23 protein-coding genes and 1 pseudogene are annotated in these 23,350 nt (G+C 67.5%); 14 read left to right on the plus strand and 10 right to left on the minus strand.

Annotated elements, in window-relative coordinates; translation table 11 throughout:
- Positions 1 to 17: 17 nt before the first annotated feature.
- The 10 genes and pseudogenes from leuD (at position 18) to accD (ending at position 10,614) form a co-directional block, all read left to right on the plus strand.
- Positions 18 to 668, plus strand: a complete 651-nt coding sequence (gene leuD / locus GXN78_RS06430) for a 3-isopropylmalate dehydratase small subunit (protein ID WP_106555143.1) — start codon at positions 18 to 20, stop codon at positions 666 to 668.
- 29 nt (positions 669 to 697) lie between these two features.
- On the plus strand, positions 698 to 1,786 hold the full coding sequence (leuB, locus tag GXN78_RS06435; protein ID WP_106555142.1) for a 3-isopropylmalate dehydrogenase: 1,089 nt from the start codon (positions 698 to 700) through the stop codon (positions 1,784 to 1,786).
- A 90-nt stretch (positions 1,787 to 1,876) separates the two neighbouring features.
- Entirely contained in the window at positions 1,877 to 3,019 is a 1,143-nt protein-coding gene (gene asd / locus GXN78_RS06440) for an aspartate-semialdehyde dehydrogenase (RefSeq protein ID WP_106555141.1), read from the plus strand.
- A gap of 908 nt (positions 3,020 to 3,927) precedes the next feature.
- A pseudogene (locus GXN78_RS41065) lies at positions 3,928 to 4,026 on the plus strand (hypothetical protein); the annotation flags it as partial.
- Positions 4,027 to 5,665: 1,639 nt separating this feature from the next.
- Entirely contained in the window at positions 5,666 to 5,887 is a 222-nt protein-coding gene (locus tag GXN78_RS41070) for a FimV/HubP family polar landmark protein (RefSeq protein ID WP_239142800.1), read from the plus strand.
- A 25-nt stretch (positions 5,888 to 5,912) separates the two neighbouring features.
- The gene (gene truA, locus GXN78_RS06450) at positions 5,913 to 6,725 is read left to right on the plus strand and encodes a tRNA pseudouridine(38-40) synthase TruA (RefSeq protein WP_106555139.1); all 813 of its coding nucleotides are present in this window, start codon (positions 5,913 to 5,915) and stop codon (positions 6,723 to 6,725) included.
- A complete protein-coding gene (locus tag GXN78_RS06455; protein WP_106555138.1) occupies positions 6,722 to 7,408 on the plus strand; it encodes a phosphoribosylanthranilate isomerase in 687 nt (228 codons plus the stop codon). The genes truA and GXN78_RS06455 overlap by 4 nt, the downstream gene beginning before the upstream one ends.
- Positions 7,409 to 7,457: 49 nt before the next feature.
- Positions 7,458 to 8,735 (plus strand): tryptophan synthase subunit beta, encoded by a 1,278-nt coding sequence (gene trpB / locus GXN78_RS06460; protein ID WP_106555137.1) that lies wholly within the window; start codon positions 7,458 to 7,460, stop codon positions 8,733 to 8,735.
- Positions 8,736 to 8,791: 56 nt separating this feature from the next.
- Positions 8,792 to 9,637 carry a tryptophan synthase subunit alpha gene (trpA, locus tag GXN78_RS06465; protein ID WP_106555136.1) on the plus strand — a complete coding sequence of 282 codons (846 nt, stop codon included), beginning with the start codon at positions 8,792 to 8,794 and terminating at the stop codon, positions 9,635 to 9,637.
- 104 nt (positions 9,638 to 9,741) lie between these two features.
- Positions 9,742 to 10,614: an acetyl-CoA carboxylase, carboxyltransferase subunit beta gene (gene accD / locus GXN78_RS06470; RefSeq protein WP_106555135.1), complete on the plus strand. Its 873-nt coding sequence runs from the start codon at positions 9,742 to 9,744 to the stop codon at positions 10,612 to 10,614.
- 16 nt (positions 10,615 to 10,630) lie between these two features.
- Here the strand turns inward: accD and GXN78_RS06475 are convergent, their stop codons facing one another.
- Positions 10,631 to 11,191 (minus strand): YggT family protein, encoded by a 561-nt coding sequence (locus tag GXN78_RS06475; protein WP_106555134.1) that lies wholly within the window; start codon positions 11,189 to 11,191, stop codon positions 10,631 to 10,633.
- A 49-nt stretch (positions 11,192 to 11,240) separates the two neighbouring features.
- On the opposite strand from GXN78_RS06475, the gene GXN78_RS06480 reads away from it, so the two are divergent.
- Genes GXN78_RS06480 through GXN78_RS06495 form a run of 4 tightly spaced genes read left to right on the plus strand, consistent with a single transcriptional unit; the run spans position 11,241 to position 15,277 of the window.
- Positions 11,241 to 11,888: an LON peptidase substrate-binding domain-containing protein gene (locus GXN78_RS06480; protein WP_239142624.1), complete on the plus strand. Its 648-nt coding sequence runs from the start codon at positions 11,241 to 11,243 to the stop codon at positions 11,886 to 11,888.
- A gap of 40 nt (positions 11,889 to 11,928) precedes the next feature.
- On the plus strand, positions 11,929 to 13,497 hold the full coding sequence (gene lysS / locus GXN78_RS06485; protein WP_239142625.1) for a lysine--tRNA ligase: 1,569 nt from the start codon (positions 11,929 to 11,931) through the stop codon (positions 13,495 to 13,497).
- A complete protein-coding gene (locus tag GXN78_RS06490; RefSeq protein WP_106558650.1) occupies positions 13,494 to 14,771 on the plus strand; it encodes an Hsp70 family protein in 1,278 nt (425 codons plus the stop codon). The genes lysS and GXN78_RS06490 overlap by 4 nt, the downstream gene beginning before the upstream one ends.
- Complete coding sequence (locus GXN78_RS06495) at positions 14,768 to 15,277, plus strand: M48 family metallopeptidase (protein ID WP_106558649.1); 510 nt, start codon at positions 14,768 to 14,770, stop codon at positions 15,275 to 15,277. Before GXN78_RS06490 ends, GXN78_RS06495 begins: the two co-directional genes overlap by 4 nt.
- Before the next feature lie 5 nt (positions 15,278 to 15,282).
- Here the strand turns inward: GXN78_RS06495 and nagZ are convergent, their stop codons facing one another.
- From nagZ to lepA, 9 genes are all read right to left on the minus strand, one after another.
- On the minus strand, positions 15,283 to 16,359 hold the full coding sequence (nagZ, locus tag GXN78_RS06500; RefSeq protein ID WP_106558648.1) for a beta-N-acetylhexosaminidase: 1,077 nt from the start codon (positions 16,357 to 16,359) through the stop codon (positions 15,283 to 15,285).
- Positions 16,356 to 16,751: a holo-ACP synthase gene (gene acpS / locus GXN78_RS06505; RefSeq protein ID WP_106558647.1), complete on the minus strand. Its 396-nt coding sequence runs from the start codon at positions 16,749 to 16,751 to the stop codon at positions 16,356 to 16,358. Before acpS ends, nagZ begins: the two co-directional genes overlap by 4 nt.
- Positions 16,748 to 17,491, minus strand: coding sequence for a pyridoxine 5'-phosphate synthase (locus GXN78_RS06510; RefSeq protein ID WP_106558646.1), 744 nt, complete (start codon positions 17,489 to 17,491; stop codon positions 16,748 to 16,750). Before GXN78_RS06510 ends, acpS begins: the two co-directional genes overlap by 4 nt.
- Positions 17,488 to 18,258, minus strand: a complete 771-nt coding sequence (recO, locus tag GXN78_RS06515) for a DNA repair protein RecO (protein ID WP_106558645.1) — start codon at positions 18,256 to 18,258, stop codon at positions 17,488 to 17,490. Before recO ends, GXN78_RS06510 begins: the two co-directional genes overlap by 4 nt.
- 16 nt (positions 18,259 to 18,274) lie before the next feature.
- Positions 18,275 to 19,240, minus strand: a complete 966-nt coding sequence (gene era, locus GXN78_RS06520; RefSeq protein WP_106558644.1) for a GTPase Era — start codon at positions 19,238 to 19,240, stop codon at positions 18,275 to 18,277.
- Positions 19,237 to 19,941, minus strand: coding sequence for a ribonuclease III (rnc, locus tag GXN78_RS06525; RefSeq protein WP_106558643.1), 705 nt, complete (start codon positions 19,939 to 19,941; stop codon positions 19,237 to 19,239). Before rnc ends, era begins: the two co-directional genes overlap by 4 nt.
- A 90-nt stretch (positions 19,942 to 20,031) precedes the next feature.
- Positions 20,032 to 20,388 carry a DUF4845 domain-containing protein gene (locus GXN78_RS06530; RefSeq protein ID WP_106558642.1) on the minus strand — a complete coding sequence of 119 codons (357 nt, stop codon included), beginning with the start codon at positions 20,386 to 20,388 and terminating at the stop codon, positions 20,032 to 20,034.
- A 25-nt stretch (positions 20,389 to 20,413) separates the two neighbouring features.
- Positions 20,414 to 21,385, minus strand: coding sequence for a signal peptidase I (gene lepB, locus GXN78_RS06535; RefSeq protein ID WP_106558641.1), 972 nt, complete (start codon positions 21,383 to 21,385; stop codon positions 20,414 to 20,416).
- A gap of 13 nt (positions 21,386 to 21,398) precedes the next feature.
- Entirely contained in the window at positions 21,399 to 23,210 is a 1,812-nt protein-coding gene (lepA, locus tag GXN78_RS06540) for a translation elongation factor 4 (protein WP_106558640.1), read from the minus strand.
- Positions 23,211 to 23,350: the final 140 nt, after the last annotated feature.

Here is a 23,350-nt window from a genome sequence, read left to right on the forward strand (position 1 = left end):
GCCAAGGAGCCATCACCATGCAGAAGTTCACCGTGCACAAGGGCCTCGTGGCGCCCATGGACCGCGAGAACGTCGACACCGACGCCATCATTCCCAAGCAGTTCCTGAAGTCGATCAGGAAGACCGGCTTCGGCCCCAACCTGTTCGATGCGTGGCGCTACCTCGATCCGGGCGAGCCGGGCCAGGATCCGGCCTCGCGCAAGCCCAATCCCGACTTCGTGCTGAACCAGCCGCGCTATGCGGGTGCGTCCGTCCTGCTGGCGCGCCAGAACTTCGGCTGCGGCTCCTCGCGCGAGCACGCGCCCTGGGCGCTCGACCAGTACGGCTTTCGCGCCATCATCGCGCCGAGCTATGCCGACATCTTCTTCAACAACAGCTTCAAGAACGGCCTGCTGCCGATCGTGCTGTCCGAATCGCAGGTGGCCCAGCTCTTCGACGAGACCTTCGCCTTTCCGGGCTACAGCCTGACCGTCGACCTCGAGCGCCAGGTCGTCGTCAAGCCCGACGGCAGCGAAATCGCCTTCGAGGTGCAGGCCTTCCGCAAGTACTGCCTGATCAACGGGCTGGACGACATCGGCCTGACGCTGCGGCACAAGGACAAGATCCAGGCCTTCGAGGCCGAGCGCCTGGCCAAGAAGCCCTGGCTGGCCCACCAGCTGATCGCCTGACCCTTTCTCCATCTCTTCAGAACGACCTCATGAAAATCGCAGTTCTTCCCGGCGACGGCATCGGCACCGAAATCGTGGCCGAAGCTCTCCGCGTGCTCGAAACGCTGGACCTGTCCTTCGAGACGGAGTCCGCCCTCGTCGGTGGCGCGGCCTACGAGGCCCACGGCCATCCGCTGCCCGAATCCACGCTCAAGCTGGCCAAGGAAGCCGATGCGGTGCTCTTCGGTGCCGTGGGCGACTGGAAGTACGACAAGTTGGAGCGCTCGCTGCGGCCCGAACAGGCCATCCTCGGCCTGCGCAAGAACCTGGGCCTGTTCGCCAACTTCCGCCCGGCCATCTGCTACGAGCAGCTGGTCGACGCCTCCAGCCTCAAGCCCGAGCTGATCTCGGGCCTGGACATCCTGATCATCCGTGAGCTCACCGGCGACATCTACTTCGGCCAGCCGCGCGGCCGCCGCACGGCATCCGACGGCCATTTCCCGGGCGCCGAGGAGGCCTTCGACACCATGCGCTACTCGCGCCCCGAGATCGAGCGCATCGCCCATGTCGCCTTCCAGGCCGCGCGCAAGCGCAGCAAGCGGGTGACCAGCGTGGACAAGGCCAACGTGCTCGAGACCTTCCAGCTCTGGAAAGACGTGGTGACCGAGGTCGGCGAGGAGTACCCCGACGTCGAACTCGACCATATGTACGTGGACAACGCCGCGATGCAGTTGGTCAAGGCGCCCAAGAAGTTCGACGTGGTGGTCACCGGCAACATGTTCGGCGACATCCTCTCCGACGAGGCGGCCATGCTGACCGGCTCGATCGGCATGCTGCCCTCGGCCTCGCTCAACGCCAGCAACCAGGGCCTGTACGAACCCAGCCACGGCAGCGCTCCCGACATTGCCGGCAAGGGGGTTGCCAATCCTTTGGCTACAATCCTGTCCGCTGCCATGATGCTCCGCTTCTCCCTGAACCAAACCGAGGCTGCCGACCGGATCGAGTCGGCGGTCAAGCACGTGCTGGCGCAGGGCCTGCGGACGGCAGACATCTGGTCGGAGGGCACGACCAAGGTCGGCACGCGCGAGATGGGCGACGCCGTGGTGGCAGCCATCACCAAAAAGACGATTACCGGCTAACCGCAGCCCGTTTCGTCACGCCCTTCCCCGGCTCGGCGAGCCGGGCGCAAGAAAAGACGACTTTCTTTTTTTCACAAGGGCAAACTGAAAATGGCGAACGCAACTCAACCTCTGGTCGGTCTCGTAGGCTGGCGCGGCATGGTCGGCTCGGTCCTGATGGACCGCATGCAGGCCGAAGGCGACTTCCAGCTGATCGAGCCGCTGTTCTTCTCCACCTCCAACGCCGGCGGCAAGGCCCCGGCCATGGCGAAGAACGAGACCGCCCTGAAGGACGCGCACGACATCGAAGCGCTCAAGAAGTGCGACATCATCGTCACCGCCCAGGGCGGCGACTACACCTCGGCCGTCTTCCCCAAGTTGCGCGCCGCCGGCTGGAACGGCCACTGGATCGACGCCGCCTCCACCCTGCGCATGAACGATGACGCGATCATCGTCCTCGACCCGGTCAACCTGCCGGTGATCCAGAAGGCGCTCGCCAAGGGCGGCAAGAACTGGATCGGCGGCAACTGCACCGTCAGCTGCATGCTGATGGGTGTGGGCGCCCTCTACAAGGCCGGCCTGGTCGAGTGGATGACCAGCATGACCTACCAGGCCGCCTCGGGCGGCGGCGCCCAGCACATGCGCGAGCTGCTCACGCAGTTCGGCAGCCTGCACGCCGACGTGCGCGCCCTGCTGGACGATCCCAAGTCGGCCATCCTGGAGATCGACCGCAAGGTGCTGGCCCGCCAGCAGTCCCTGAGCGCCGCCGAGACCGCCAACTTCGGCGTGCCGCTGGGCGGCAGCCTGATTCCGTGGATCGACAAGGATTTGGGCGACGGCACCAGCAAGGAAGAGTGGAAAGCCGGCGCCGAGACCAACAAGATCCTCGGCCAGGGCGCCGCCTTCGGCACCGCCGCCACGCCCGTCGACGGCTTCTGCGTGCGCGTCGGCGCGATGCGCTGCCACAGTCAGGCGCTGACCTTCAAGCTCAAGATGGACGTGCCGCTGGCCGACGTCGAGGCGCTGATCGCCGCCGACAACGCCTGGGCCAAGGTGGTGCCGAACACCCGCGAAGCCACGATGAAGGACCTGACGCCGGTCGCGGTGACCGGCACCATGAACATCCCCGTCGGGCGCTTGCGCAAGCTTGCGATGGGCCCAGAATACCTGGGTGCCTTCACCATCGGCGACCAGCTGCTGTGGGGCGCCGCGGAACCGCTGCGGCGCACGCTGCGCATCCTGCTGGAGGCCTGATGCGGCGCCGGGCGCTCTCTGGACGCCCGGCGTTGCGGTGCCACAACGCAGAAATGGTGCCGAAGTTGGCGCGCACTGGGTAGATAAGGCCTGTCGCCTTGTCAGTGCAGGGCGATGGTGTTAACGTCCTCTTACACTTTCGGGCCCAATTGCCCTCTACCAGCATGACACGACATCCGTTGCCTGCGGCCCGACTCTCGGCCATTTGCCCGACCTCGCGCCTCCCCGCCCGCGGCCAACTCTCTCTTCTCAGCACAGCGGTAGCTCTGGCCCTGGGATTGGTGAGCTTCGACGCCGCGGCGTTGGCCCTCGGTCGGCTCAATGTGCAATCGGCCCTGGGCGAGCCCTTGCGGGCCGAGATCGAGGTCACGGAGATCGCGCCGGCCGAAGCCGATGGGCTGAAGGTCAACATTGCACGGGTCGACGCCTTCAATGCGGCCGGCGTGCCTTACAACGCGGTTCTGGCCGACGTGCGGACCAGCCTGCAGCGCCGCGCCGACGGTCGCTACGTGGTGCGGCTGACCAGCAATCGCTCGCTGAGCGAGCCTTTCATCGACCTGCTGGTCGAGGCCAACTGGAACTCCGGCCGTGTCGTGCGCGACTACACGGTGCTGCTGGACCCGCCGAGGAGCCGCACCGCCACGGCGGCCGCGCCGATCGCCCCCACCGCCCCGCAAATCAGTGCCGCACCTGAGCCGCGCAGTGCCCCGGCCGTCACGCAGGCGCCGCCGCGCCGCGCGCCTGCGCCGGCCGTTGCGTCTGCCCCGGCAGCCCCGGCGGCAAGCGAACGCAGCGTGCGCACGGGATCGGGATCGGGGTCGGGCGAGCAACAGGTGACGGTCCAGCCTGGCGACACCGCAAGCAAGATCGCAGGCGCCTACAAGTCGGCCGATGTGTCGCTCGACCAGATGCTGGTGGCCCTGCTGCGCGCCAACCCCAGCGCCTTCATCGCCGGCAACGTCAATCGCATCAAGGCCGGCGCAGTCCTCGATGTGCCGAATGCCTCGCAGGCCGCCGCCGTCCCGAGCGAGGAGGCCAAGCGCACCGTCACGGCGCAAAGCCGCGATTTCGGCGACTACCGCCGCCGCCTGGCCGAGAACGCACCCGCCTCGCAAGTCGCCGATGCCGACCGGCAGGCAAAGGGCAAGCTGCAGGCCAACGTCGAGGACCGCAACGCCGCCAACGCTGCGGCCGACAAGCTGCGCGTCACCCAAGGCGGTGCGGGCGGGCAAACCGAGGAGCAGTTGGCTCGAAGCCGCCAAGCCCAGGAAAGCAATACGCGCGTTGCCGAACTGTCGAAGAACATCGATGAACTGAACAAGCTGCAAGCTGCGAGCGGCAGCCCGCCGGCCACCGGCGCCGGAAGCACTGCACAGGCAGCAACTCCGGCCCCGGCCGGCGCTGCGCCCACCGCACCAGGCAGCACGGCGGCACCCGCCGCCGCAGCGCCGGCAGCGAATCCCGCTGCACCGGCCCTTCCCGCAGCGATTGCACCCGCGGCCACCGCGACGGCAGCTGCACCGGCAGCGCCTGCCGCTGCGCCGACATCGGCTCCCGAAGCAGCTGCCGCCGCACCGGCAGCGGCGCCCGCGCCAGCTCCGGCCGCCGCGGCCAAGGCTCCCGCTCCCGTGCCTGCCCCTGCACCCGGCTTCTTCGACGAACTGCTCGCGAACCCGCTGATCCTCGGCGGGGCCGCGCTGATCGCGCTGCTGGTCGGCTTCCTGCTCTACCGCGTCCTGGGCCGCAAGCGCCGCGACGCCGGCGAGAGCGTGTTCCTCGAAAGCCGCATCCCCAAGGACTCCTTCTTCGGCGCCAGCGGCGGCGAGTCGGTGGACACCAAGAACCGCGGCAATTCGGTCGTTTCCTCGCTGTCCTACTCGCCGAGCCAGCTCGACGCCGGCGATGTCGACCCGGTGGCCGAAGCCGACGTCTACCTGGCCTACGGCCGCGACCTGCAGGCCGAGGAAATCCTCCGCGAGGCGCTGCGCGTCAACCCTGAACGCACCGCCATCCATCTCAAGCTGCTCGAAATCCACGCCAAGCGGCGCGATCTGCGCGCCTACGAGGCGTTGGCGTCGGACGTGCACAAGCTGACCGGCGGCACCGGAGCCGACTGGAGCCGCGTGGTGGAGATGGGCAAGGACCTTGACCCCGGCAACCCGTTGTACGAGTCGGGCGGCCGGAACGTGACGCCCGCGGAAGCTGCTGCCTTCGCCGGCACCCTGGCTGCCGCAACGGCAGTGACGACAGCGCCGGCGGTGGCTGCCCCACGCCCGCCCCGGTGGTCGCCGCGCCGCCCCGGCCTTCGTGCCCTCGGTCGCTCCGCTGGACTTCGACCTGGACCTCAGCAAGCCTGCACCGCTCGCGCCCGCCAATGTCGGCGCCAGCCTGCCGCCGACGCAAATCCAGGTGCCCGCGCCTGCGCAGCCGGTGCCGCGCGTGTCGGTCACGAATGGAAGCCATTCGGGCCCCACCGCTCCCTCCGCCAAGCTCGACCTGCACAACGATTTCGATACCGCCCCGGGCGCCCTGGAGCCGACGACGGTGCGTGCACCGCTGGTCTCGGACGAAGAGATGACGCAGCCGGCCACGCTGCGTGCCGGCTTGCCGGGCGACTCCGGGTTCATCGAGTTCGACATGAGCTCGATGGCCGGCCTGCGCGCCCCCGCCGACACCGAGCGCGGCCGCCTGGAGCCGCTGGCCGAGGACAGCGGCGAAAGCCCACACGCGATCAAGCTGTCGCTGGCGCGCGAGCTGAAGGCGCTGGGCGATGTCGAAGGCGCCCGCTCGCTGGTGGAGGAAGTGGCCGCCGAGGCTTCGGACGAGGTCAAGGCCGAAGCCAAGCAGCTGCTCGTCCAGCTGCGCTGAGCGGCCAGTAGTCGCCGATCTCCCGGTGAGGCTGGCCCTCGGCGTCCGCTACCACGGCCAGGCCTACGACGGCTGGCAGAGCCAGACCTCGGGCCGCACCGTCCAGGACAAGCTGGAGGACGCCCTCGGCCGTTTCGCCGACCAGCCCATCTCCACCCTTTGCGCGGGCCGCACCGATGCCGGCGTGCACGCGCTGATGCAGGTGGTGCACTTCGACACCTCGGTCGAGCGCGAGCCTTTCTCGTGGATGCGCGGCACCAACCGCTACCTGCCGGCCGACATCGCGGTGCAATGGGCGCAGCCCGTGCCCGACCAGTTCCATTGCCGCGCCAGCGCCTTGACGCGGCGCTACCTCTACGTGCTGTCCCAGTCGCCGGTGCGCCCGAGCCTGGACGCGGGCCGGGTCGGCTGGTCCATCCACCCGCTCGATGGCGACGCGATGCGGGCCGCCGCCGGCATGCTCCTGGGCCGGCACGACTTCAGCTCGTTCCGGGCCTCCGCCTGCCAGGCGCTGTCGCCCGTCAAGGACCTGCGGCGCATCGAGATCACGCGGCGTGGCGAGAACGATCGCTGCCGCTGGCACTTCGAATTCGAGGCCGATGCCTTCCTGCACCACATGATCCGCAACATCATGGGCTGCCTGGTGCGCATCGGCCATGGCAAAGCACCGCCGGAATGGATGCAAGAAGTGCTGGAGGCCCGCAGCCGCCTGGTCGCCGCGCCGACCTTCTCGCCCAACGGCCTCTACTTCCTGGGGCCGCTCTACGACGCCGGATGGGGTCTTCCGCCCGAGGCAAGCCTGCAGGCCGGAGGCGCTGCGTATGATGGCCCGCCATGACCGCCGCGCCCTCCAACGCCCGCACACGCATCAAGATCTGCGGGCTCACGCGCGAGCAGGACGTGGATGCCGCGGTCGAAGCCGGTGCGGACGCGGTGGGCTTCGTGCTCTACCCCGCCAGCCCGCGCGCTGTGACCGCGGAACGCGCACGCGATCTGGCGTCGCGCCTGCCGCCTTTCGTCACACCGGTCCTGCTGTTCGTCAATGAGCCGGCGGCCGCAGCCCTGGCGGCCCTGCAAGCCGTGGCTGGCGCCATGGCCCAGTTCCACGGCGACGAGTCGCCCGAGCAATGCTGGGAAGCCAGCGGCAGGGGCGCTCACCGCTACATGCGTGCGGCCCGCATTCCACTCGGTGCAGCCGGGGCCGGCTTCGACCTCGTAAAATACGCCTCCGATTACTCCCTCGCCCAGGCCATCCTGCTCGACGCCCACGTCGAAGCCTATGGCGGTGGCGGCAAGGCATTCGATTGGTCACTTCTTCCACACGGCGTCGACGCTCACCTCGTCTTGAGTGGTGGGCTCGCACCTGCAAACGTGGGCGATGGCATTCGCCGGTTGCGCACGGCCGCGAAGTCGCTGGCCGTTGACGTGAGCTCCGGCGTCGAGGCCTCCAAAGGCATCAAGGACGCCGCGAAGATCCGCGAATTCGTGGCCGCCGTGCGGGCGGCCGATGCATTGACCTAGCGCGCCGCCCGGTTCGATCGTCCGGGCGGCCCGCCCACCGATCGAGACCATGAACAGCTACAACCAACCCGACGCCAGCGGCCATTTCGGCATCTATGGCGGCACCTTCGCCAGCGAGACGCTGACCCACGCGATCAACGAATTGCGCGAGGCCTATGCGAAATACAAGGACGACCCCGAGTTCCAGGCCGAATTCCGCCACGAGCTCGCCCATTTCGTGGGCCGCCCCTCGCCGATCTATCACGCCGCGCGTACCAGCCGCGAGATGGGCGGCGCCCAGATCTACTTGAAGCGCGAGGACCTGAACCACACCGGCGCACACAAGGTCAACAACACCATCGGCCAGGCGATGCTCGCCCGCCGCATGGGCAAGCCGCGCGTGATCGCCGAGACCGGCGCCGGCCAGCATGGCGTGGCCACCGCCACCATCTGCGCGCGCTACGGGCTCGAATGCGTGGTCTACATGGGCAGCCAGGACGTGAAGCGCCAGAGCCCCAACGTCTACCGCATGAACCTGCTGGGCGCGACCGTGGTCCCGGTGGAGTCGGGCAGCAAGACGCTGAAGGACGCGCTCAACGAGGCGATGCGCGACTGGGTCACCAATGTCGAGAACACCTTCTACATCATCGGCACGGTCGCGGGCCCGCACCCCTACCCGATGATGGTGCGCGACTTCCAGCGCGTGATCGGCGACGAGTGCATCGCGCAGATGCCGGCCATGCTGGCGGCCCAGGGCATCACCGGCGAGGCGGAAGGCCGGCAGCCGGACGTGGTGGTGGCCTGCGTGGGCGGCGGCAGCAATGCGATGGGCATCTTCCACCCCTACATCCCCTTCGCGCGCACGCGCCTCGTCGGCGTCGAAGCGGCCGGCGAAGGGTTGGACAGCGGCAAGCACGCAGCCTCGATCCTGCGCGGGAGCCCCGGCGTGCTGCATGGCAACCGCACGTACCTGCTGCAGAACGAGGACGGCCAGGTGACCGAGACCCACAGCATCAGCGCCGGGCTCGACTACCCCGGCGTGGGCCCCGAGCACGCCTACCTGGCCGACATCGGCCGCGCCGAATATGTGGGGGTCACCGATGCCGAGGCGCTGGAGGCCTTTCACTACCTGTGCCGCACCGAGGGCATCATCCCCGCGCTCGAATCCAGCCATGCGGTGGCCTATGCGATGAAGCTCGCGAAAACCATGCGCCCCGACCAGTCGATCCTGGTCAACCTCTCGGGCCGCGGCGACAAGGACATCGGCACCGTGGCCGACCTGTCGGGCGTGGACTTCTACGACCGGCCGTCGATGCGCGGCCTCAGCGTGAAGGGAGGCAAAGCATGAGCCGCCGGGCCGCTCCCAAGGCGAATAGCACCGCAGCCGAAGGCGGAGGTCTTCCAGTGAGCCGCATCGCCGCCACCTTCGAGCGCCTTCGCGAGCACGGCCGCAGGGCGCTGATTCCCTACGTCACGGCCGGCTTCCCGTACGCCGACATCACGCCCGAGCTGATGCACGGCATGGTGGGAGCGGGCGCCGACGTGATCGAGCTCGGCGTTCCCTTCTCCGACCCCATGGCCGACGGCCCGGTGATCCAGGCCGCCGGCGAAGCCGCACTGGCGCTGGGCATCGGCATGAAGCAGGTGCTCGCCATGGTGAGCGCCTTCCGCCGCAAGGACGATGCGACTCCGGTCGTGCTGATGGGCTATGCCAACCCGATCGAGCGCTACGACGGCGTGCACGGCAAGGGCAGCTTCATCCGCGACGCGGCGGCCGCGGGCGTCGACGGCCTCTTGGTGGTCGACTACCCGCCTGAGGAATGCGAGGACTTCGCCGCCGGTCTGCAGGCGCACGGCATCGACCTGATCTTCCTGCTGGCCCCCACCAGCACCGCCGAGCGCATGGCGCAGGTCGGCCGCATCGCCACGGGCTATGTCTACTACGTCTCGCTCAAGGGCGTGACCGGCGCCGGGCACCTCGACACCGAGGCCGTCGGCCGAATGATCCCGCGCATCCGCGAGCACGTGAAGCTGCCGGTGGGCGTGGGCTTCGGCATTCGCGATGCGCGCAGCGCGCAAGCGGTGGGCTCGACGGCCGACGCGGTGGTGATCGGCACCCGCATCATTCAGCTGATCGACGCACAGCCGCGCGAGCAGGTGGTGCCGCTGGTGCGCGAATTCCTGGCTGAGATCCGGGAAGCGCTGGATGCGCTGCCGGCCGCGACGGCCAAGAATGCGGCTGGTCGATAATTGCGGGGTTTGCGCCCTCACCCCCAGCCCCTCTCCCGCTCGCGGGAGAGGGGAGCTACTCGTCGCGAAGGCCTCCTTCGCGAATACTTCCAACTGGAGCCCCCATGAGCTGGCTTGAAAAACTGCTTCCGCCCAAGATTGCGCCCACCGACCCGAGCGAGCGCCGCCAGATGCCCGAGGGCCTCTGGATCAAGTGCCCGAGCTGCGACACGGTGCTCTACAAGACGGACCTGGAGCACAACCAGAACGTGTGCCCGAGCTGCGGTCACCACCACCGCATCGGCGCGCGGGCGCGAATCGACGCCTTTTTGGACTCCGAGGGCCGCTACGAAGTGGGCCAGGAAGTCCTTCCGGTCGACGCCCTCAAGTTCAAGGACAGCCGCAAGTACCCCGAGCGGCTCAAGGAGGCGTTGGAGAACACGGGCGAGACCGACGCGCTGGTGGTGGTGGGCGGCTCGGTCCACAGCATCAACGTGGTGGTGGCCTGCTTCGAGTTCGACTTCATGGGCGGCAGCATGGGCAGCGTGGTCGGCGAGCGCTTCGTGCGTGGTGTCGAGACCGCGATCGAGCAGAAAGTGCCCTTCATCTGCTTCACCGCCACCGGCGGCGCGCGCATGCAGGAAGGCCTGCTGTCGCTGATGCAGATGGCCAAGACCAACGCAGCGCTCACCCGCCTGGCCAAGAAGGGCCTGCCCTACATCAGCGTGCTGACCGACCCGACCATGGGCGGCGTGAGCGCCGGCTTCGCCTTCGTGGGTGACGTGGTGATCGCCGAGCCCAAGGCGCTGATCGGCTTTGCCGGCCCGCGCGTGATCGAATCGACCGTGCGCGTGACCCTGCCCGAAGGCTTCCAGCGCGCCGAGTTCCTTCAGACCAAGGGCGCGATCGACTTCATCTGTGATCGTCGCGAACTGCGCAAGACGGTCGCCAACACGCTGGCGATGCTGCTGCGCCAGCCGGCGGACGCGGTCATCTGAAGCGCGGGGGCCGCTCCTAGCGGCCCATCCCGAAGACCGTCGTCATCAGGCTGCCCAGCACGATGGCGCCCACCTGCAGCAGCACGATGGCGGCGAGCGGCGACAGGTCCACGCCGCCCACCAGTGGAACGAAGCGACGCAGCGGCCGCACCAGCGGCTCGGCCAGCCGCGCGATCAGGTCGTGGAGCATCGACGACGCACTCGGCACCCACGAGAGAACGGCGTAGACGATCAGCAGCGCCGTAAGGCCCGACACCGTCAGCTGCAGCAGGCCGATCAGCGACACCAGCGGCAGGATCGCCCAGCGCTCGAGCGCGCCCATCAGCGCCCACAGCACCAGGAACTTGAGCAAGACCAGCAGCCAGGCGGCCACGGCGCTCGCCAGGTCCCAGCGCTTGACCGCGGGCACGATGCGCCGCAGCGGCAGCACGATCCAGTCGGTGATCGCGAATACGAAGCGCCCCAGCGGATTGCCGAAGGGCACGCGGTGGTACTGCATGTACAGGCGCAGCAGGCATGCCCCGCCGAGGAGGCCGACGATCACGTCGAGGAGGAACGAAGGGATCTGGTAGAACATGGCGCGCGGTCGTGAGCGGAATGCGATGATAGCCACGCAAGGTTCCTCGATGACGACTCAACCCTTCCCGCAGCCCCTGCCCCTGTTCCCGCTGGGCACCGTGCTCTTTCCCGGCGGCTTCCTACCCCTTCGCATCTTCGAAGTGCGTTACCTGGACATGATCGGCAAATGCCACAAGGCCGGCACGCCCTTCGGCGTGGTCAGCCTGACGCAAGGCACGGAAGTCCGGCGCCCGGGTGCGGAGGCGGAGCGCTTCGCCGAGGTCGGCACGCTCGCCGAGATCCGCGAGTTCGATGTGCCACAGGTCGGGCTGATGCAGATCGCCTGTCTCGGCACGCAGCGCTTCCGCCTGCGCTCCAGCGAGTTGCAGAAGCATGGGCTGTGGACCGCAGAGGCCGAGGCCATGCCCGACGACGTGGCGCTCGACGTGCCCGATGATCTGCGACCCGTTTCCGATGCCCTGCGCCGGCTGGTGGACACTCTCGAGGAGCGCCGCCGCATCGAAGGCGGCGAGCAGATGCGGCTGCCTGTCCAGGCGCCCTTCCGCTTCGACGACTGCGGCTGGGTGGCCAACCGCTGGTGCGAGCTTTTGCCCGTGCCAGTGGAACTCAAGCAGCGCCTGATGGAACTCGAAAGCCCCTTGATGCGCCTCGAGCTCGTCGGCGACCTGCTCGTGCGCACCGGCATCACCAAGTAGGCGACAGCGGTCTTCCGGACATGGCGGCTAAAATGGCAGGTTGCGCGCAGACCGCCCGCTCGCCTACGCCCCAACTCCTCCCGCGTCCGGCACTCTCCCTCCCCTCCCGCCCCTCGACGACAACCAGCCTCATCGCCGGGCAGAGAAGCTTGAAGACGCTGCGCGCCGCGAACCGAGGGGGCAAAGGGCGTCGCCTTCCAGACTGACTTCAAGCCCGCGGACCGCGCGGCAGCCCTGCTCGCGCGCATGGCGAAAGGAACCCGAAGCACTGGAAGCCACGCCGATCGCCGTCAGCGTGGCCGGCCGCATGATGCTCAAGCGCGTCATGGGCAAGGCCAGCTTCGCCACCGTGCAGGACGCCACCGGCCGCATCCAGCTCTACGTCACGCGCGATGCCGTCGGAGAAGAAGCCTACGCCGAATTCAAGCGCTGGGACCTGGGCGACATCGTCGGCGCCGAAGGCACCGCCTTCAAGACCAAGACCGGCGAGCTCTCCGTCAAGGTCACGAAGCTGCGCATGCTGACCAAGAGCCTGCGGCCGCTGCCCGACAAGTTCCACGGCATGGCCGACCAGGAGCAGAAGTACCGGCAGCGCTACGTCGACCTGATCACCGACGAGACGGCGCGCGAGCGCTTCACCGCGCGCAGCCGCGCCGTGAGCGCATTGCGCGAGTTCATGGTGGCCAACGACTTCCTCGAGGTCGAGACGCCGATGCTGCACCCGATCCCCGGCGGCGCCAACGCCAAGCCCTTCAAGACGCACCACAACGCGCTGGACCAGGAGATGTTCCTGCGCATCGCACCCGAGCTCTACCTGAAGCGGCTGATCGTCGGTGGCTTCGAGCGCGTGTTCGAGATCAACCGGAGCTACCGCAACGAGGGCATCTCGGTGCGGCACAACCCCGAGTTCACGATGATGGAGTTCTACGCGGCCTACTGGAACTACCGCGACCTGATGGACTTCACCGAGACGCTGATCCGCACCATCGCGCAGAAGAGTGTCGGCAAGCTCCAGCTCGACTACCAGGGCAAGCCGGTGGACCTGAACCAGCCCTTCGAGCGGCTCACCATCCGCGAAGCGATCGCCCGGCACACCGAAGCCGGCGCGAATGCCGACGATGCCGCCTGGCTGCGCGATGCCCTGCGCAAGCTCGGCTTGAACGAGGAGAAGGACAAGCTCTCGCAGCGCAGCCTGGCAAGCCTGCAGGTGATGTATTTCGAGGAGACGGTGGAAGAAAAGCTCTGGCAGCCGACTTTCATCATGGAGCACCCCACCGAGATCTCGCCGCTGGCGCGTGCCAACGACGAGCGCCCCGAAGTGACGGAGCGCTTCGAGCTCTACATCACCGGCCGCGAGTTCGGCAACGGCTTCAGCGAGCTCAACGACGCCGAGGACCAGGCCGCGCGCTTCAACGCCCAGGTCTCGGCCAAGGACAGCGGCGACGACGAGGCGATGTTCTACGACCACGACTTCGTGCGCGCGCTCGAATACGGCATGCCGCCCACCGGCGGCTGCGGCATCGGCATCGACCGCCTGATGATGCTGTTGACCGATTCGCCCAGCATCCGCGACGTGATCCTGTTTCCTGCATTGCGCCGGGAATCTTGAGCACGCCGGCGCCCGTCCTCGGCATCGACTTCGGAACGTCCAATTCCGCGGTCGCGTGCGTGGCGGGCCGCGAGCTGGCGCGCATGCTGCCGCTGGAAGGATCGGCAACGACGATCCCGACCGCGGTCTTCTTCAACACCGAGGACCGCAGCACGCATTTCGGGCGCGATGCCATCGCGCTGTACCTGGCGGGCACCGAGGGCCGGCTGATGCGATCGCTCAAGAGCCTGCTGGGCAGCTCGCTGATGCAGGACCAGACGGAGATCGGCCACCAGCGGGTCAGCTTCGAGGACATCATCGCCCTCTTCCTGTCGGAGCTTGCGGCACGCGCCCATCGTCAGCTCGGCGTGCGGCCTGCGCGGGTCGTCATCGGCCGTCCGGTGCACTTCGTGGACGACGATCCGGAACGCGACCGCGAAGCCGAAGCGACGCTGCGCCGGGCCGCACTGAATGCCGGCCTGGGCGACGTCGACTTCCAGTACGAACCGATCGCCGCCGCCTTCGACTACGAGCGGCGCGGCGCCCGCGAATCGCTGGTGCTGATCGTCGACATCGGCGGCGGCACCTCTGACTTCACGGTGGTGCGCCTGGGCCCCGAACGCATGGCGCAGGCAGACCGCTCCAGCGACGTGCTGGCGACCACGGGCGTGCACATCGGCGGCACCGACTTCGACCAGCGGCTCAGTGTCGAATGCGTGATGCCGCAGTTCGGATTCCGGCACATCGGCCCGCAAGGCCGCGAGGTGCCGAGCAGGACCTTCTTCGACCTGACGTCGTGGCACCTGATCAACTGGCTCTATGCGCCGAAGGCGCTCCGGCAGGTGCAGGAGCTTCGCGTCAACTACCTCGACACGCGGCTGCACGACCGGCTCATGACCGTGCTGGCAGACCGGCAGGGGCACCGCATCGCCAGCGAGGTGGAGGAGGCCAAGATCGGGACGTCGATGACGAAGGATGACGTCGCAATCGACCTGTCGTTTGCAGAGCCCGCGCTGAGCGCGATGCTCACGGCCGGCGACATGGACCGCTTGCTCTCGGCACTGCTCGACAACGTGGTGGCGTGTGCCCGCGACTGCGTCGGCCGCGCCGGCCTGCGCGGCGACCAGCTCGATGCCATCTACCTGACGGGCGGCTCCTCGGCGCTGCGCCCCTTCCAGAGCACGCTGCGACTGGCCTTTCCGGGCACGGACATCATCGAAGGCGATCTCTTCGGCGGCGTGGCGGCCGGCCTGGCCTATGCCGCTGCCGGCGCGCGAACGCCCCAGACCGCATGAAGTACCTGGCCGCCTACCCGGCGGCGCTGCGCGCCCAGGTCGAGCAGCTCATGGCGCAGGGCCGGCTCGGCGACTGGCTGCTGAAGCGCTACGGCGGCGTGCATGGCATCCGGACCGACCGCGCGCTCTACGACTACGTGAGCGGACTGAAGAGCGCGTTCCTGCGCAATGCCGAGCCGCTGGCCAAGGTCGCCTTCGACAACAAGCTGCACGTGATCCGCAACGCACTCGGCACCCACACGACCATCTCGCGCGTGCAGGGGAGCAGGCTCAAGGCGAAGCGCGAGATCCGCGTGGCCAGCCTGTTCAAGGAAGTGCCGGTTGAATGGCTACGCATGATCGTGGTGCACGAGCTGGCGCACACGAAGGAGCGCGAGCACGACAAGGCCTTCTACCAGCTCTGCACCCACATGGAGCCGGACTATCACCAGCTCGAGTTCGACCTGCGCCTCTACTTGACGCACCTGGAGAGCGGCGGGCCCGCGCTGTGGTCGGCCGCAGCCTGACGCCGTCAGAGTTTGGACAGCGTCGCGGCCGCCTGCCGGTAGGCGGGCTCGCGCATAAGATCGTCCCAGGCGAGCGCATCGCCCCGCGGCAGGAGGCGGCGCCGGCGCGCCTCGCGGGCGGCCTCGGGTTTCCAGCGGCCGTCGCTTCGCGCGGCCGCGAAGCCATCGAGCACTTCGTCGAGCACCGTGCTCTCGCCGATGCTCTGGTTGCACAGCAGCGCGAGGTCGCACCCCGCGTCGAGGGCAGCGAACACGGCATCGGTGTAGCTCAGCAGCTCGCCCTGGATGCTGCGCGCGGCTTCCATGCTGAGGTCGTCGCTGAACACCGCGCCTTCGAAGCCCAGCCGGCCGCGCAGGATCTGCTGCAGCCACTTCGGCGAGAAGCCGGCTGGACGCGAGTCGACCTTCGGATAGATCACATGCGCGGGCATCACCGCCGCCAGCGTGCCGCCCAGCCAGTCGTAGGGCCGCGCATCGTCTGCCAGGATCGCCTTGAGGCTGCGGCGGTCCACGGGGATGGCCACGTGCGAGTCGGCGCGCACAAATCCATGCCCGGGAAAATGCTTGCCGCAGTTCGACATGCCTGCCTGCAGCAGGCCATGCGCCAGGCTGCGCGCGAGCATCGCGACAACGCGCGGATCGCGGTGGAAGCTGCGGTCGCCGATCACGCTGCTCTCGCCGTAGTCGAGGTCGAGCACGGGCGTGAAGCTGAAGTCGACGCCGCAGGCGCGCAGCTCGGCGGCGAGCACATGACCGCAGGCCACGGCTGCCTGGGTGGCTCGCAGCGGATCGCGCATCCAGAGCTCGCCCAGCATGCGCATGGAGGGCAGCCGGGTGAAGCCGTCGGAGCGGAAGCGCTGCACCCGCCCTCCCTCATGGTCCACGCAGATCAGGATGTCGGGGCGCAACGCCTTGATCTCGGCGTTGAGGGCGCCCATCTGCGCCCTGTCCTGCCAGTTGCGAGCGAAATGGATCACCCCACCCACCAGCGGATCGGCGAGGCGGCGGCGATCGGCCGCGTTCAATGCGGTGCCCGCGACGTCGATGATCAAGGGGGCGTGCATGGGTTGCTGGTCTGTCATGGCTTGCGTTCGACCACGACGAAGCTCGCCGCGTAGTCGGTCTCGTCGGTCACGGTGACGTGCGCAACCAGTCCTTCGGCCTCGAACCAATCCTTCAGCACGCCGTGAAGCACGATCACGGGCTTGCCGCTGCGCTGGTTCGCGATCTCGCACAGCCGCCAGCTCATCGGCATGCGCATGCCCTTGCCGATGGCCTTGCTGAAGGCCTCCTTGGCGGAAAAGCGCGTGGCCAGGTAGCGCAGGCCGCGCTTCGGCCAGCGCGCACTGCGGGCGCGCCAGACCTCCAGCTCGGCGTCGCTCAGCACACGCTGCGCGAAGCGCTCACCCTGGCGCTCGAAGGTGGCGGCGATGCGGCGGATGTCGCAGATGTCGGTGCCGATGCCGTAGATCACGCGGCCTCTCGCATACAGCGCAGATAGTCCCGCGTGGCCGCGGCATAGCCGAGCTCCAGAGCATCGGAGACGAAGGCATGACCGATCGAGACCTCGCGCACGCCGCGCACCGCGCGCAGGAACTCCGTGAGGTTGTCGCGGCTCAGGTCATGGCCGGCGTTGACCTCCAGGCCGGCCGCCTGCGCCGCGCGGGCCGCTTCCGCGTAGAGCTCCAGAACCGCGTCTGCCTTGGAGGTGCCGCGCGATGCGGCGTAGCCCTCGGTGTAGAGCTCGATGCGGTCCGCACCGACGGCCTTGGCGGCGGCCATCATGTCCGGCTCCGGGTCCATGAACAGGCTCACGCGCACGCCCAGCGCCTTGGTCTCGGCAATCAACGGCCGCAGGCGGTCGGCATCATCGGGGAAGGTCCAGCCGTGGTCGCTGGTCGACTGCGCCACGTCGTCGGGGACGAAGGTGGCCTGATGCGGGCGCAGCTCGCGTACGAAATCCATCAGGTTGTGAAAGGGGTTGCCCTCGACGTTGAACTCGGCCTCGGGCCAGTCCTTGCGCAGCAGCTCCGACAGGTCCTGCACGTCCTGCGGGCGGATGTGGCGCTGGTCGGGCCGGGGGTGCACCGTGATGCCGTGCGCGCCGGCATCCAGGCACAGCGCGGCGGCGAAGAGCACGCTGGGGATGCCGAGCGAGCGGGTGTTGCGCACCAGCGCCACCTTGTTGAGGTTGATCGACAGTGAAGTGCTCATAGGGCTTGCAAGTCTTTCATCATCTGGCGCGTGCGCAGGGTGCTCACACCGCAATGGTAGTGGAGCAGCGCGCGCAGCTGATTGCGCAGGGCGCTGCTGGCGCCGGTATTCATCGTCGCGACCTGGCGCAGCGTGGCGGCCAGCGGGGCGCGCTCCTCCAGAGTGCGCTGCAACGCCTGCCATTCGGCGCCGACCAGCGCCGACTCGTCGTCGGCGGCTTGGCGCAGGCCGGCCTCGGGAACGAGCACGTAGCGCGCCTGCGGATCAAGCGGTGCCAGCGTCAGCGTCTCGGCGTCGAGCGCCGGCAGCAGTCCCACCTCGCGCAGGAGCAGGAGCTCGAAGGCGCGCAGCGCGGCCGCCTGGGTGGCGGCCTGGGCCCCGCCATGGTCGCCCGCGAGCACCTGCACCACCACGGCGTAGCCGTCGAACAACGCCTCGTGTGCGTCGTCGCGCGCCAGCAGGCGCAGCAGCAGCTCGTTGAGGTAGTAGCCCGAGAGCAGGGCCTCGCCGGTCGGCATCACATGGCCTCCCATCCACTCGGCCCCCTTGAGCGTGCGGATCTCGGCGTCGCCGCCGTAGTTGAGCTGCAGCGGCTGCAGGGGCAGCAGCACCGGCCGGAAATTGGAGCTGGGCCGCTTGGCCCCCTTGGCCACCAGGGCAATACGGCCATGATGGCGGGTGAACACCTCCAGGATCAGGCTCGACTCGCTCCAGTCGTAGTGGTGCAGCACATAGGCCGGTTCATGGGAAACGCGGTTGGCGGCCATTCACCGGCGAGTGTGCTCATTCATAGCCGAACGAGCGCACCCGCGCCTCGTCGTCGGCCCAGCCCGAACGCACCTTGACCCACAGTTCGATGAAGACCTTCGCGTCGGCGAGCTTCTCGAGCTCCTGGCGGGTCTCGGTGCCGATGCGCTTGATGCGCTCGCCCTTGTCGCCGATCACCATCGCCTTGTGGCTGTCGCGCTCCACGACGATGGTGGCAGCGATGCGCAGCAGGCGCTTCTGGCCCTTGCGGGCGGGCGGCTCTTCCTGGTATTTGTCGATCACCACCGTCGAGGTGTAGGGCAGCTCGTCGCCGGTCAGGCGGAACAGCTTTTCCCGCACCAGCTCGCTGGCAAGGAACTGCTCGCTGCGGTCGGTGAGCTCGTCCTCGGAATACCACCAGGCCTGTTGCGGCAGGTACTTTTCGCAGATCCCGAACAGGCGCTCGATGTCCTTGGGGTTCTTGGCCGACATCGGCACGAACTCGGCGAAGGCGTACCGGCCCTGCATGTCCTGCAGCCAGGGCGCCAGCTCGCTGCGGCGATGCACGTTGTCGAGCTTGTTGGCGACCAGCACGGTCGGGATGCCGGTGCCGAGCAGCTTCTGCACGCGCTCGTCGGCGGGGGTGAAGCTGCCGGCCTCGACCACGAAGAGGATGAGGTCCACGTCGGAAACCGCACCGACCACCGTCTTGTTGAGCGAGCGGTTGAGCGCGTTGGCATGCAGGGTCTGGAAACCCGGCGTGTCGACGAAGACGAACTGCGTCGCCCCCCGCGTGCGCATGCCGGTGATGCGGTGCCGCGTGGTCTGCGCCTTGCGCGAGGTGATGCTGATCTTCTGGCCGACCAGTGCGTTGAGCAGCGTCGACTTGCCCACGTTGGGCTTGCCGACGATGGCCACCAGGCCGCAGCGTTGGTCGGAGGATGCTTCCGGCCCCGCGCCCTCTGCGGGAGGGAGCGGGTCGGATTCGATGGGATGGTTCATGGGGATGCCTTTGTCGCGCCGCCTCGCGCCTTGAGCCGGATCAACATGGCGGCTGCCGCAGCCTGCTCGCCGGCGCGGCGCGAGCCGCCGATGCCGCGTTCGCGCAGGTCCAGGTCGGGCACCTCGCATTCGACGTCGAAAGTCTGCTTGTGCGCCGCGCCCAGCGTGCCGATCACGCGGTAGACCGGCAGCTTCATTTTGTGGCCCTGCAGCCATTCCTGCAATTCCGTCTTCGGGTCCTTGGCCACGGCGTCCATGCGCGGCGTGATGGCCACCGACTCGTAGAGCCGCCTCACCAGCGCCTGTGCCGGGCCATAGCCGGCGTCGAGGTAGACGGCGCCGATCAGCGCTTCCAGCGCGTCGGCCAGGATCGAGGGACGGTTCGGCCCGCCGGAGCGCGCCTCCCCTTCGCCCAGCCGCAGCAGCGGGGACAGCGCCAGCTTGAGCGCCAGCTGATGCAGGGTGTCCTGCTTGACCAGGTTGGCCCGCACCCGGGACAGGTCGCCCTCGGGCAGTTGCGACAGCCGTTCATAGAGCAGGTGGGCGACCGCGAGGTTGAGAACCGAGTCGCCCAGGAACTCGAGCCGCTCGTTGTGGTCGGCCGAAAAACTGCGGTGCGTCAGCGCACGCTGCAGCAACCGCTGGTCGGAAAAGGAATGCTGGATGCGCGCCTGCAGCGCGGCAAGGTCACCGCCCGTCACAGACGGCCCGCCGCGGCGCCGCCCCGGGGCAGGCGCGTGCCCCCCACAGGGCGATGCAAGGGCTGGGCCGCGATCCTGTGGGCTTCCATTTCAGCGCGATTGGCCTTCGTACTTCAGCGTGAGGTACGCCGGGCCGAACAGGTGGATTTCGCGCTGGTAGGCGAAGGACACCACGACCTTGTCGCCGACCTTCTTCACGTCAAGGTCCTTGCCCGAGACCGACTGGAAGTCGTCGATGGCCTGCGCGCGATCGAAGATCGCCCGTACCTCGGGGACCGTCGTGCCGTCCTTGGCCTTGTTCGCCGCCTTGCTGATCGCCTGATACTCGATCAGCGTCGGAATGACCTGCGCCACCACCACGCCGACACAGGCCAGCACGATGGCGACAAACAGCAGCCCGATGAAGGAGATGCCACGCTGGCGCCCCCTGGATTGACTTGCACTCATGCCCTCTTTCCCTCCAAAACCCCGATTATTGGAATCCGCCGATGCGCTTGAGATCGCCGAAATTCATCCAGACGAAGAAAGCCCTGCCCACGATGTTCTTGTCCGGCACGAAGCCCCAGTAGCGCGAATCGAGCGAGTTGTCGCGGTTGTCGCCCATCATGAAGTAGTGGCCGGGCGGCACCTTGCACACAACGCCCTCGACACTGTAGCGGCAATTTTCCTGGTTCGGGAACGCCATGATCTCGGCCTCCGACAGGCCGGCACGGCGGCCGTCGTCGTTGAGCAGCATGTGCTGCTTGCCGCCCAGATCTTCCGAATACTGCTTGAGGTAGCGCATCGCCTCCTCGTCGAAATACTCGGGCACCGGCTGCTTGTTGATCGGCTGGCCGTTGATGGTGAGCTTCTTGTTGAGGTAGGCGACTTCATCGCCCGGCACGCCGATGACGCGCTTGATGTAGTCCATGCTGGGCTTGGGCGGATAGCGGAACACCATCACGTCGCCACGAGCCGGCGGGGTGCCGTCGGTGATCTTGGTGTTGATGACGGGCAGGCGCAGGCCGTAGGTGAACTTGTTGACCAGGATCAGGTCGCCAGTCAGCAGCGTGGGCATCATCGAGCCCGACGGGATCTTGAAGGGCTCGACCAGGAAAGAGCGCAGCAGGAAAACCGCCAGGATCACGGGAAACAGACCCGCGGTCCAGTCCAGCCACCAGGGCTGCATGAGCAGGCGCTCTCGCGCCTTGGGGTCCGTGGTGTCGACCTGCGTGATGCCCTGGCGGGCGAGTTCTTCGCGCCGCTGGGTCAGCGAGCCCTCCAGCGCCGCGGCCGCCTTGAGTCGCCGCGGCAGGAAGTAGAAGCGCTCCGCAAGCCAGTACAGGCCCGTGACCACGGTCGCAAGAAACAGCAGCAGCGCAAAATTGCCTTCGACCGCACCGAAGTACCAGGCACCGATATAACCGACGAAAGCTGCAAGGATCAGGGAGGTGAGAAATGCCATCGATGCCGTGTTCTTAGTCTTCGACCTGCAGGATGGCGAGAAAGGCCTCTTGCGGGACCTCGACCGAGCCGATCTGCTTCATTCTTTTCTTGCCCGCTTTCTGCTTCTCGAGCAGCTTGCGCTTGCGGGTGATGTCGCCGCCGTAGCACTTGGCGAGCACGTTCTTGCGCAGGGCCTTGATTGTCTCACGCGCAATGATGTTGGCCCCGATGGCGGCCTGGATCGCAACGTCGTACATCTGGCGGCTGATGATCTCGCGCATCTTGGCAACGACCGCCCGGCCGCGATACTGGCTCTGGCTGCGGTGCACGATGATCGACAGCGCGTCGACCTTGTCACCGTTGAGCAGGATGTCGACCTTGACCACGTCCGAGGCCCGGTACTCCTTGAACTCGTAGTCCATCGACGCGTAGCCGCGGCTGACCGACTTCAGCTTGTCGAAGAAGTCCAGCACGATCTCGCCGAGCGGCATCTCGTAGGTCAGCATGACCTGGCGGCCGTGGTAGGCCATGTTCATCTGCACACCGCGCTTCTGGTTGGCCAGCGTCATCACCGAGCCGACGTATTCCTGCGGCATGTAGAGATGGACCGTCACGATCGGCTCGCGGATCTCCGCCATGCGGCCGACGTCGGGCATCTTGGACGGGTTCTCGACCATGATCACCTCGCCGTCGTTCTTCGCGACCTGGTAGACCACGCTGGGCGCGGTCGTGATCAGGTCCTGGTCGAACTCGCGCTCCAGCCGCTCCTGCACAATCTCCATGTGCAGCAGGCCCAGGAAGCCGCAGCGGAAACCGAAGCCCAGCGCCTGGGACACCTCCGGCTCGTAGTGCAATGAGGAGTCGTTGAGCTTGAGCTTCTCCAGCGCGTCGCGCAGCGAGTCGTACTCGCTCGCCTCGGTCGGATAGAGGCCGGCGAACACCTGCGGCTGGATTTCCTTGAAGCCGGGCAAGGCCTCGGTGGCGGTGGCAGCCGCGCCGCCGCTGCCGGTCTTGATCTGGGTGACGGTGTCGCCGACCTTCGCGGCCTGCAGTTCCTTGATGCCGGCGATGATGAAGCCGACCTCGCCTGCCTCGAGCGACTGGCGCGGCTCGGTCGCGGGGGTGAAGACGCCGAGGCTGTCGGCGTTGTAGCTCGCGCCGGAGGCCATCATCTTGATGCGGTCGCCCTTCGCCAGGCGACCGTCGACCACGCGCACCAACATCACCACGCCCACGTAGGCGTCGAACCAGCTGTCGATGATCATCGCGCGCAAGGCCGCATCGGGATTGCCGCGCGGCGCCGGCACCTTGGCCACGATGGCCTCGAGAATTTCGTCGATGCCCATGCCGGTCTTCGCCGAGCAGGGAATCGCATCGCCCGCGTCGATGCCGATCACGTCCTCGATCTCTACCTTCGCGTTGTCGGGGTCGGCCTGCGGCAGGTCCATCTTGTTGAGCACCGGCACCACCTCGACACCGAGATCGAGCGCGGTGTAGCAGTTGGCCACGGTCTGTGCTTCGACGCCCTGGCTCGCATCGACGACGAGCAATGCGCCTTCGCATGCAGAGAGCGAGCGACTCACTTCATAAGAGAAGTCGACGTGACCCGGCGTGTCGATCAGATTGAGGTTGTAGACCTGTCCATCGCGTGCCTTGTAGTGCAGCGCGGCAGTCTGCGCCTTGATGGTTATCCCACGCTCTTTCTCGATGTCCATCGAGTCGAGGACCTGCGCTTCCATCTCGCGTTCGGCGAGTCCTCCGCAGCGCTGGATCAAGCGGTCTGCGAGCGTCGACTTGCCATGGTCGATGTGCGCAATGATCGAAAAGTTTCTGATGTGATTCATCAACGGGAACGCTTAAGTACTTGAATTGGCTCGTGCGCAGCAGGCGACAGGCAAGAAAAAAGGGCGCGTCCCCAAGAGACGCGCCCTGAACCAACAAGCAATGGCAACTGCAGTAGTTGGAACTTCATTGTAGGCAAAAA

It is taken from the genome of Variovorax sp. WS11, from assembly GCF_010499245.1.
GTDB lineage: Bacteria > Pseudomonadota > Gammaproteobacteria > Burkholderiales > Burkholderiaceae_C > Variovorax.

Bases quoted from the DNA above. Each gene is read 5' to 3' on its own strand.
- leuD (WP_106555143.1), top strand. From the start codon at position 18: ATGCAGAAGTTCACCGTGCACAAGGGCCTCGTGGCGCCCATGGACCGC.
- leuB (WP_106555142.1), top strand. From the start codon at position 698: ATGAAAATCGCAGTTCTTCCCGGCGACGGCATCGGCACCGAAATCGTG.
- asd (WP_106555141.1), top strand. From the start codon at position 1,877: ATGGCGAACGCAACTCAACCTCTGGTCGGTCTCGTAGGCTGGCGCGGC.
- GXN78_RS41070 (WP_239142800.1), top strand. From the start codon at position 5,666: ATGGCCGGCCTGCGCGCCCCCGCCGACACCGAGCGCGGCCGCCTGGAG.
- GXN78_RS06455 (WP_106555138.1), top strand. From the start codon at position 6,722: ATGACCGCCGCGCCCTCCAACGCCCGCACACGCATCAAGATCTGCGGG.
- trpB (WP_106555137.1), top strand. From the start codon at position 7,458: ATGAACAGCTACAACCAACCCGACGCCAGCGGCCATTTCGGCATCTAT.
- accD (WP_106555135.1), top strand. From the start codon at position 9,742: ATGAGCTGGCTTGAAAAACTGCTTCCGCCCAAGATTGCGCCCACCGAC.
- GXN78_RS06475 (WP_106555134.1), bottom strand. From the start codon at position 11,191: ATGTTCTACCAGATCCCTTCGTTCCTCCTCGACGTGATCGTCGGCCTC.
- GXN78_RS06480 (WP_239142624.1), top strand. From the start codon at position 11,241: ATGACGACTCAACCCTTCCCGCAGCCCCTGCCCCTGTTCCCGCTGGGC.
- GXN78_RS06495 (WP_106558649.1), top strand. From the start codon at position 14,768: ATGAAGTACCTGGCCGCCTACCCGGCGGCGCTGCGCGCCCAGGTCGAG.
- nagZ (WP_106558648.1), bottom strand. From the start codon at position 16,359: ATGACAGACCAGCAACCCATGCACGCCCCCTTGATCATCGACGTCGCG.
- GXN78_RS06510 (WP_106558646.1), bottom strand. From the start codon at position 17,491: ATGAGCACTTCACTGTCGATCAACCTCAACAAGGTGGCGCTGGTGCGC.
- recO (WP_106558645.1), bottom strand. From the start codon at position 18,258: ATGGCCGCCAACCGCGTTTCCCATGAACCGGCCTATGTGCTGCACCAC.
- era (WP_106558644.1), bottom strand. From the start codon at position 19,240: ATGAACCATCCCATCGAATCCGACCCGCTCCCTCCCGCAGAGGGCGCG.
- GXN78_RS06530 (WP_106558642.1), bottom strand. From the start codon at position 20,388: ATGAGTGCAAGTCAATCCAGGGGGCGCCAGCGTGGCATCTCCTTCATC.
- lepB (WP_106558641.1), bottom strand. From the start codon at position 21,385: ATGGCATTTCTCACCTCCCTGATCCTTGCAGCTTTCGTCGGTTATATC.
- lepA (WP_106558640.1), bottom strand. From the start codon at position 23,210: ATGAATCACATCAGAAACTTTTCGATCATTGCGCACATCGACCATGGC.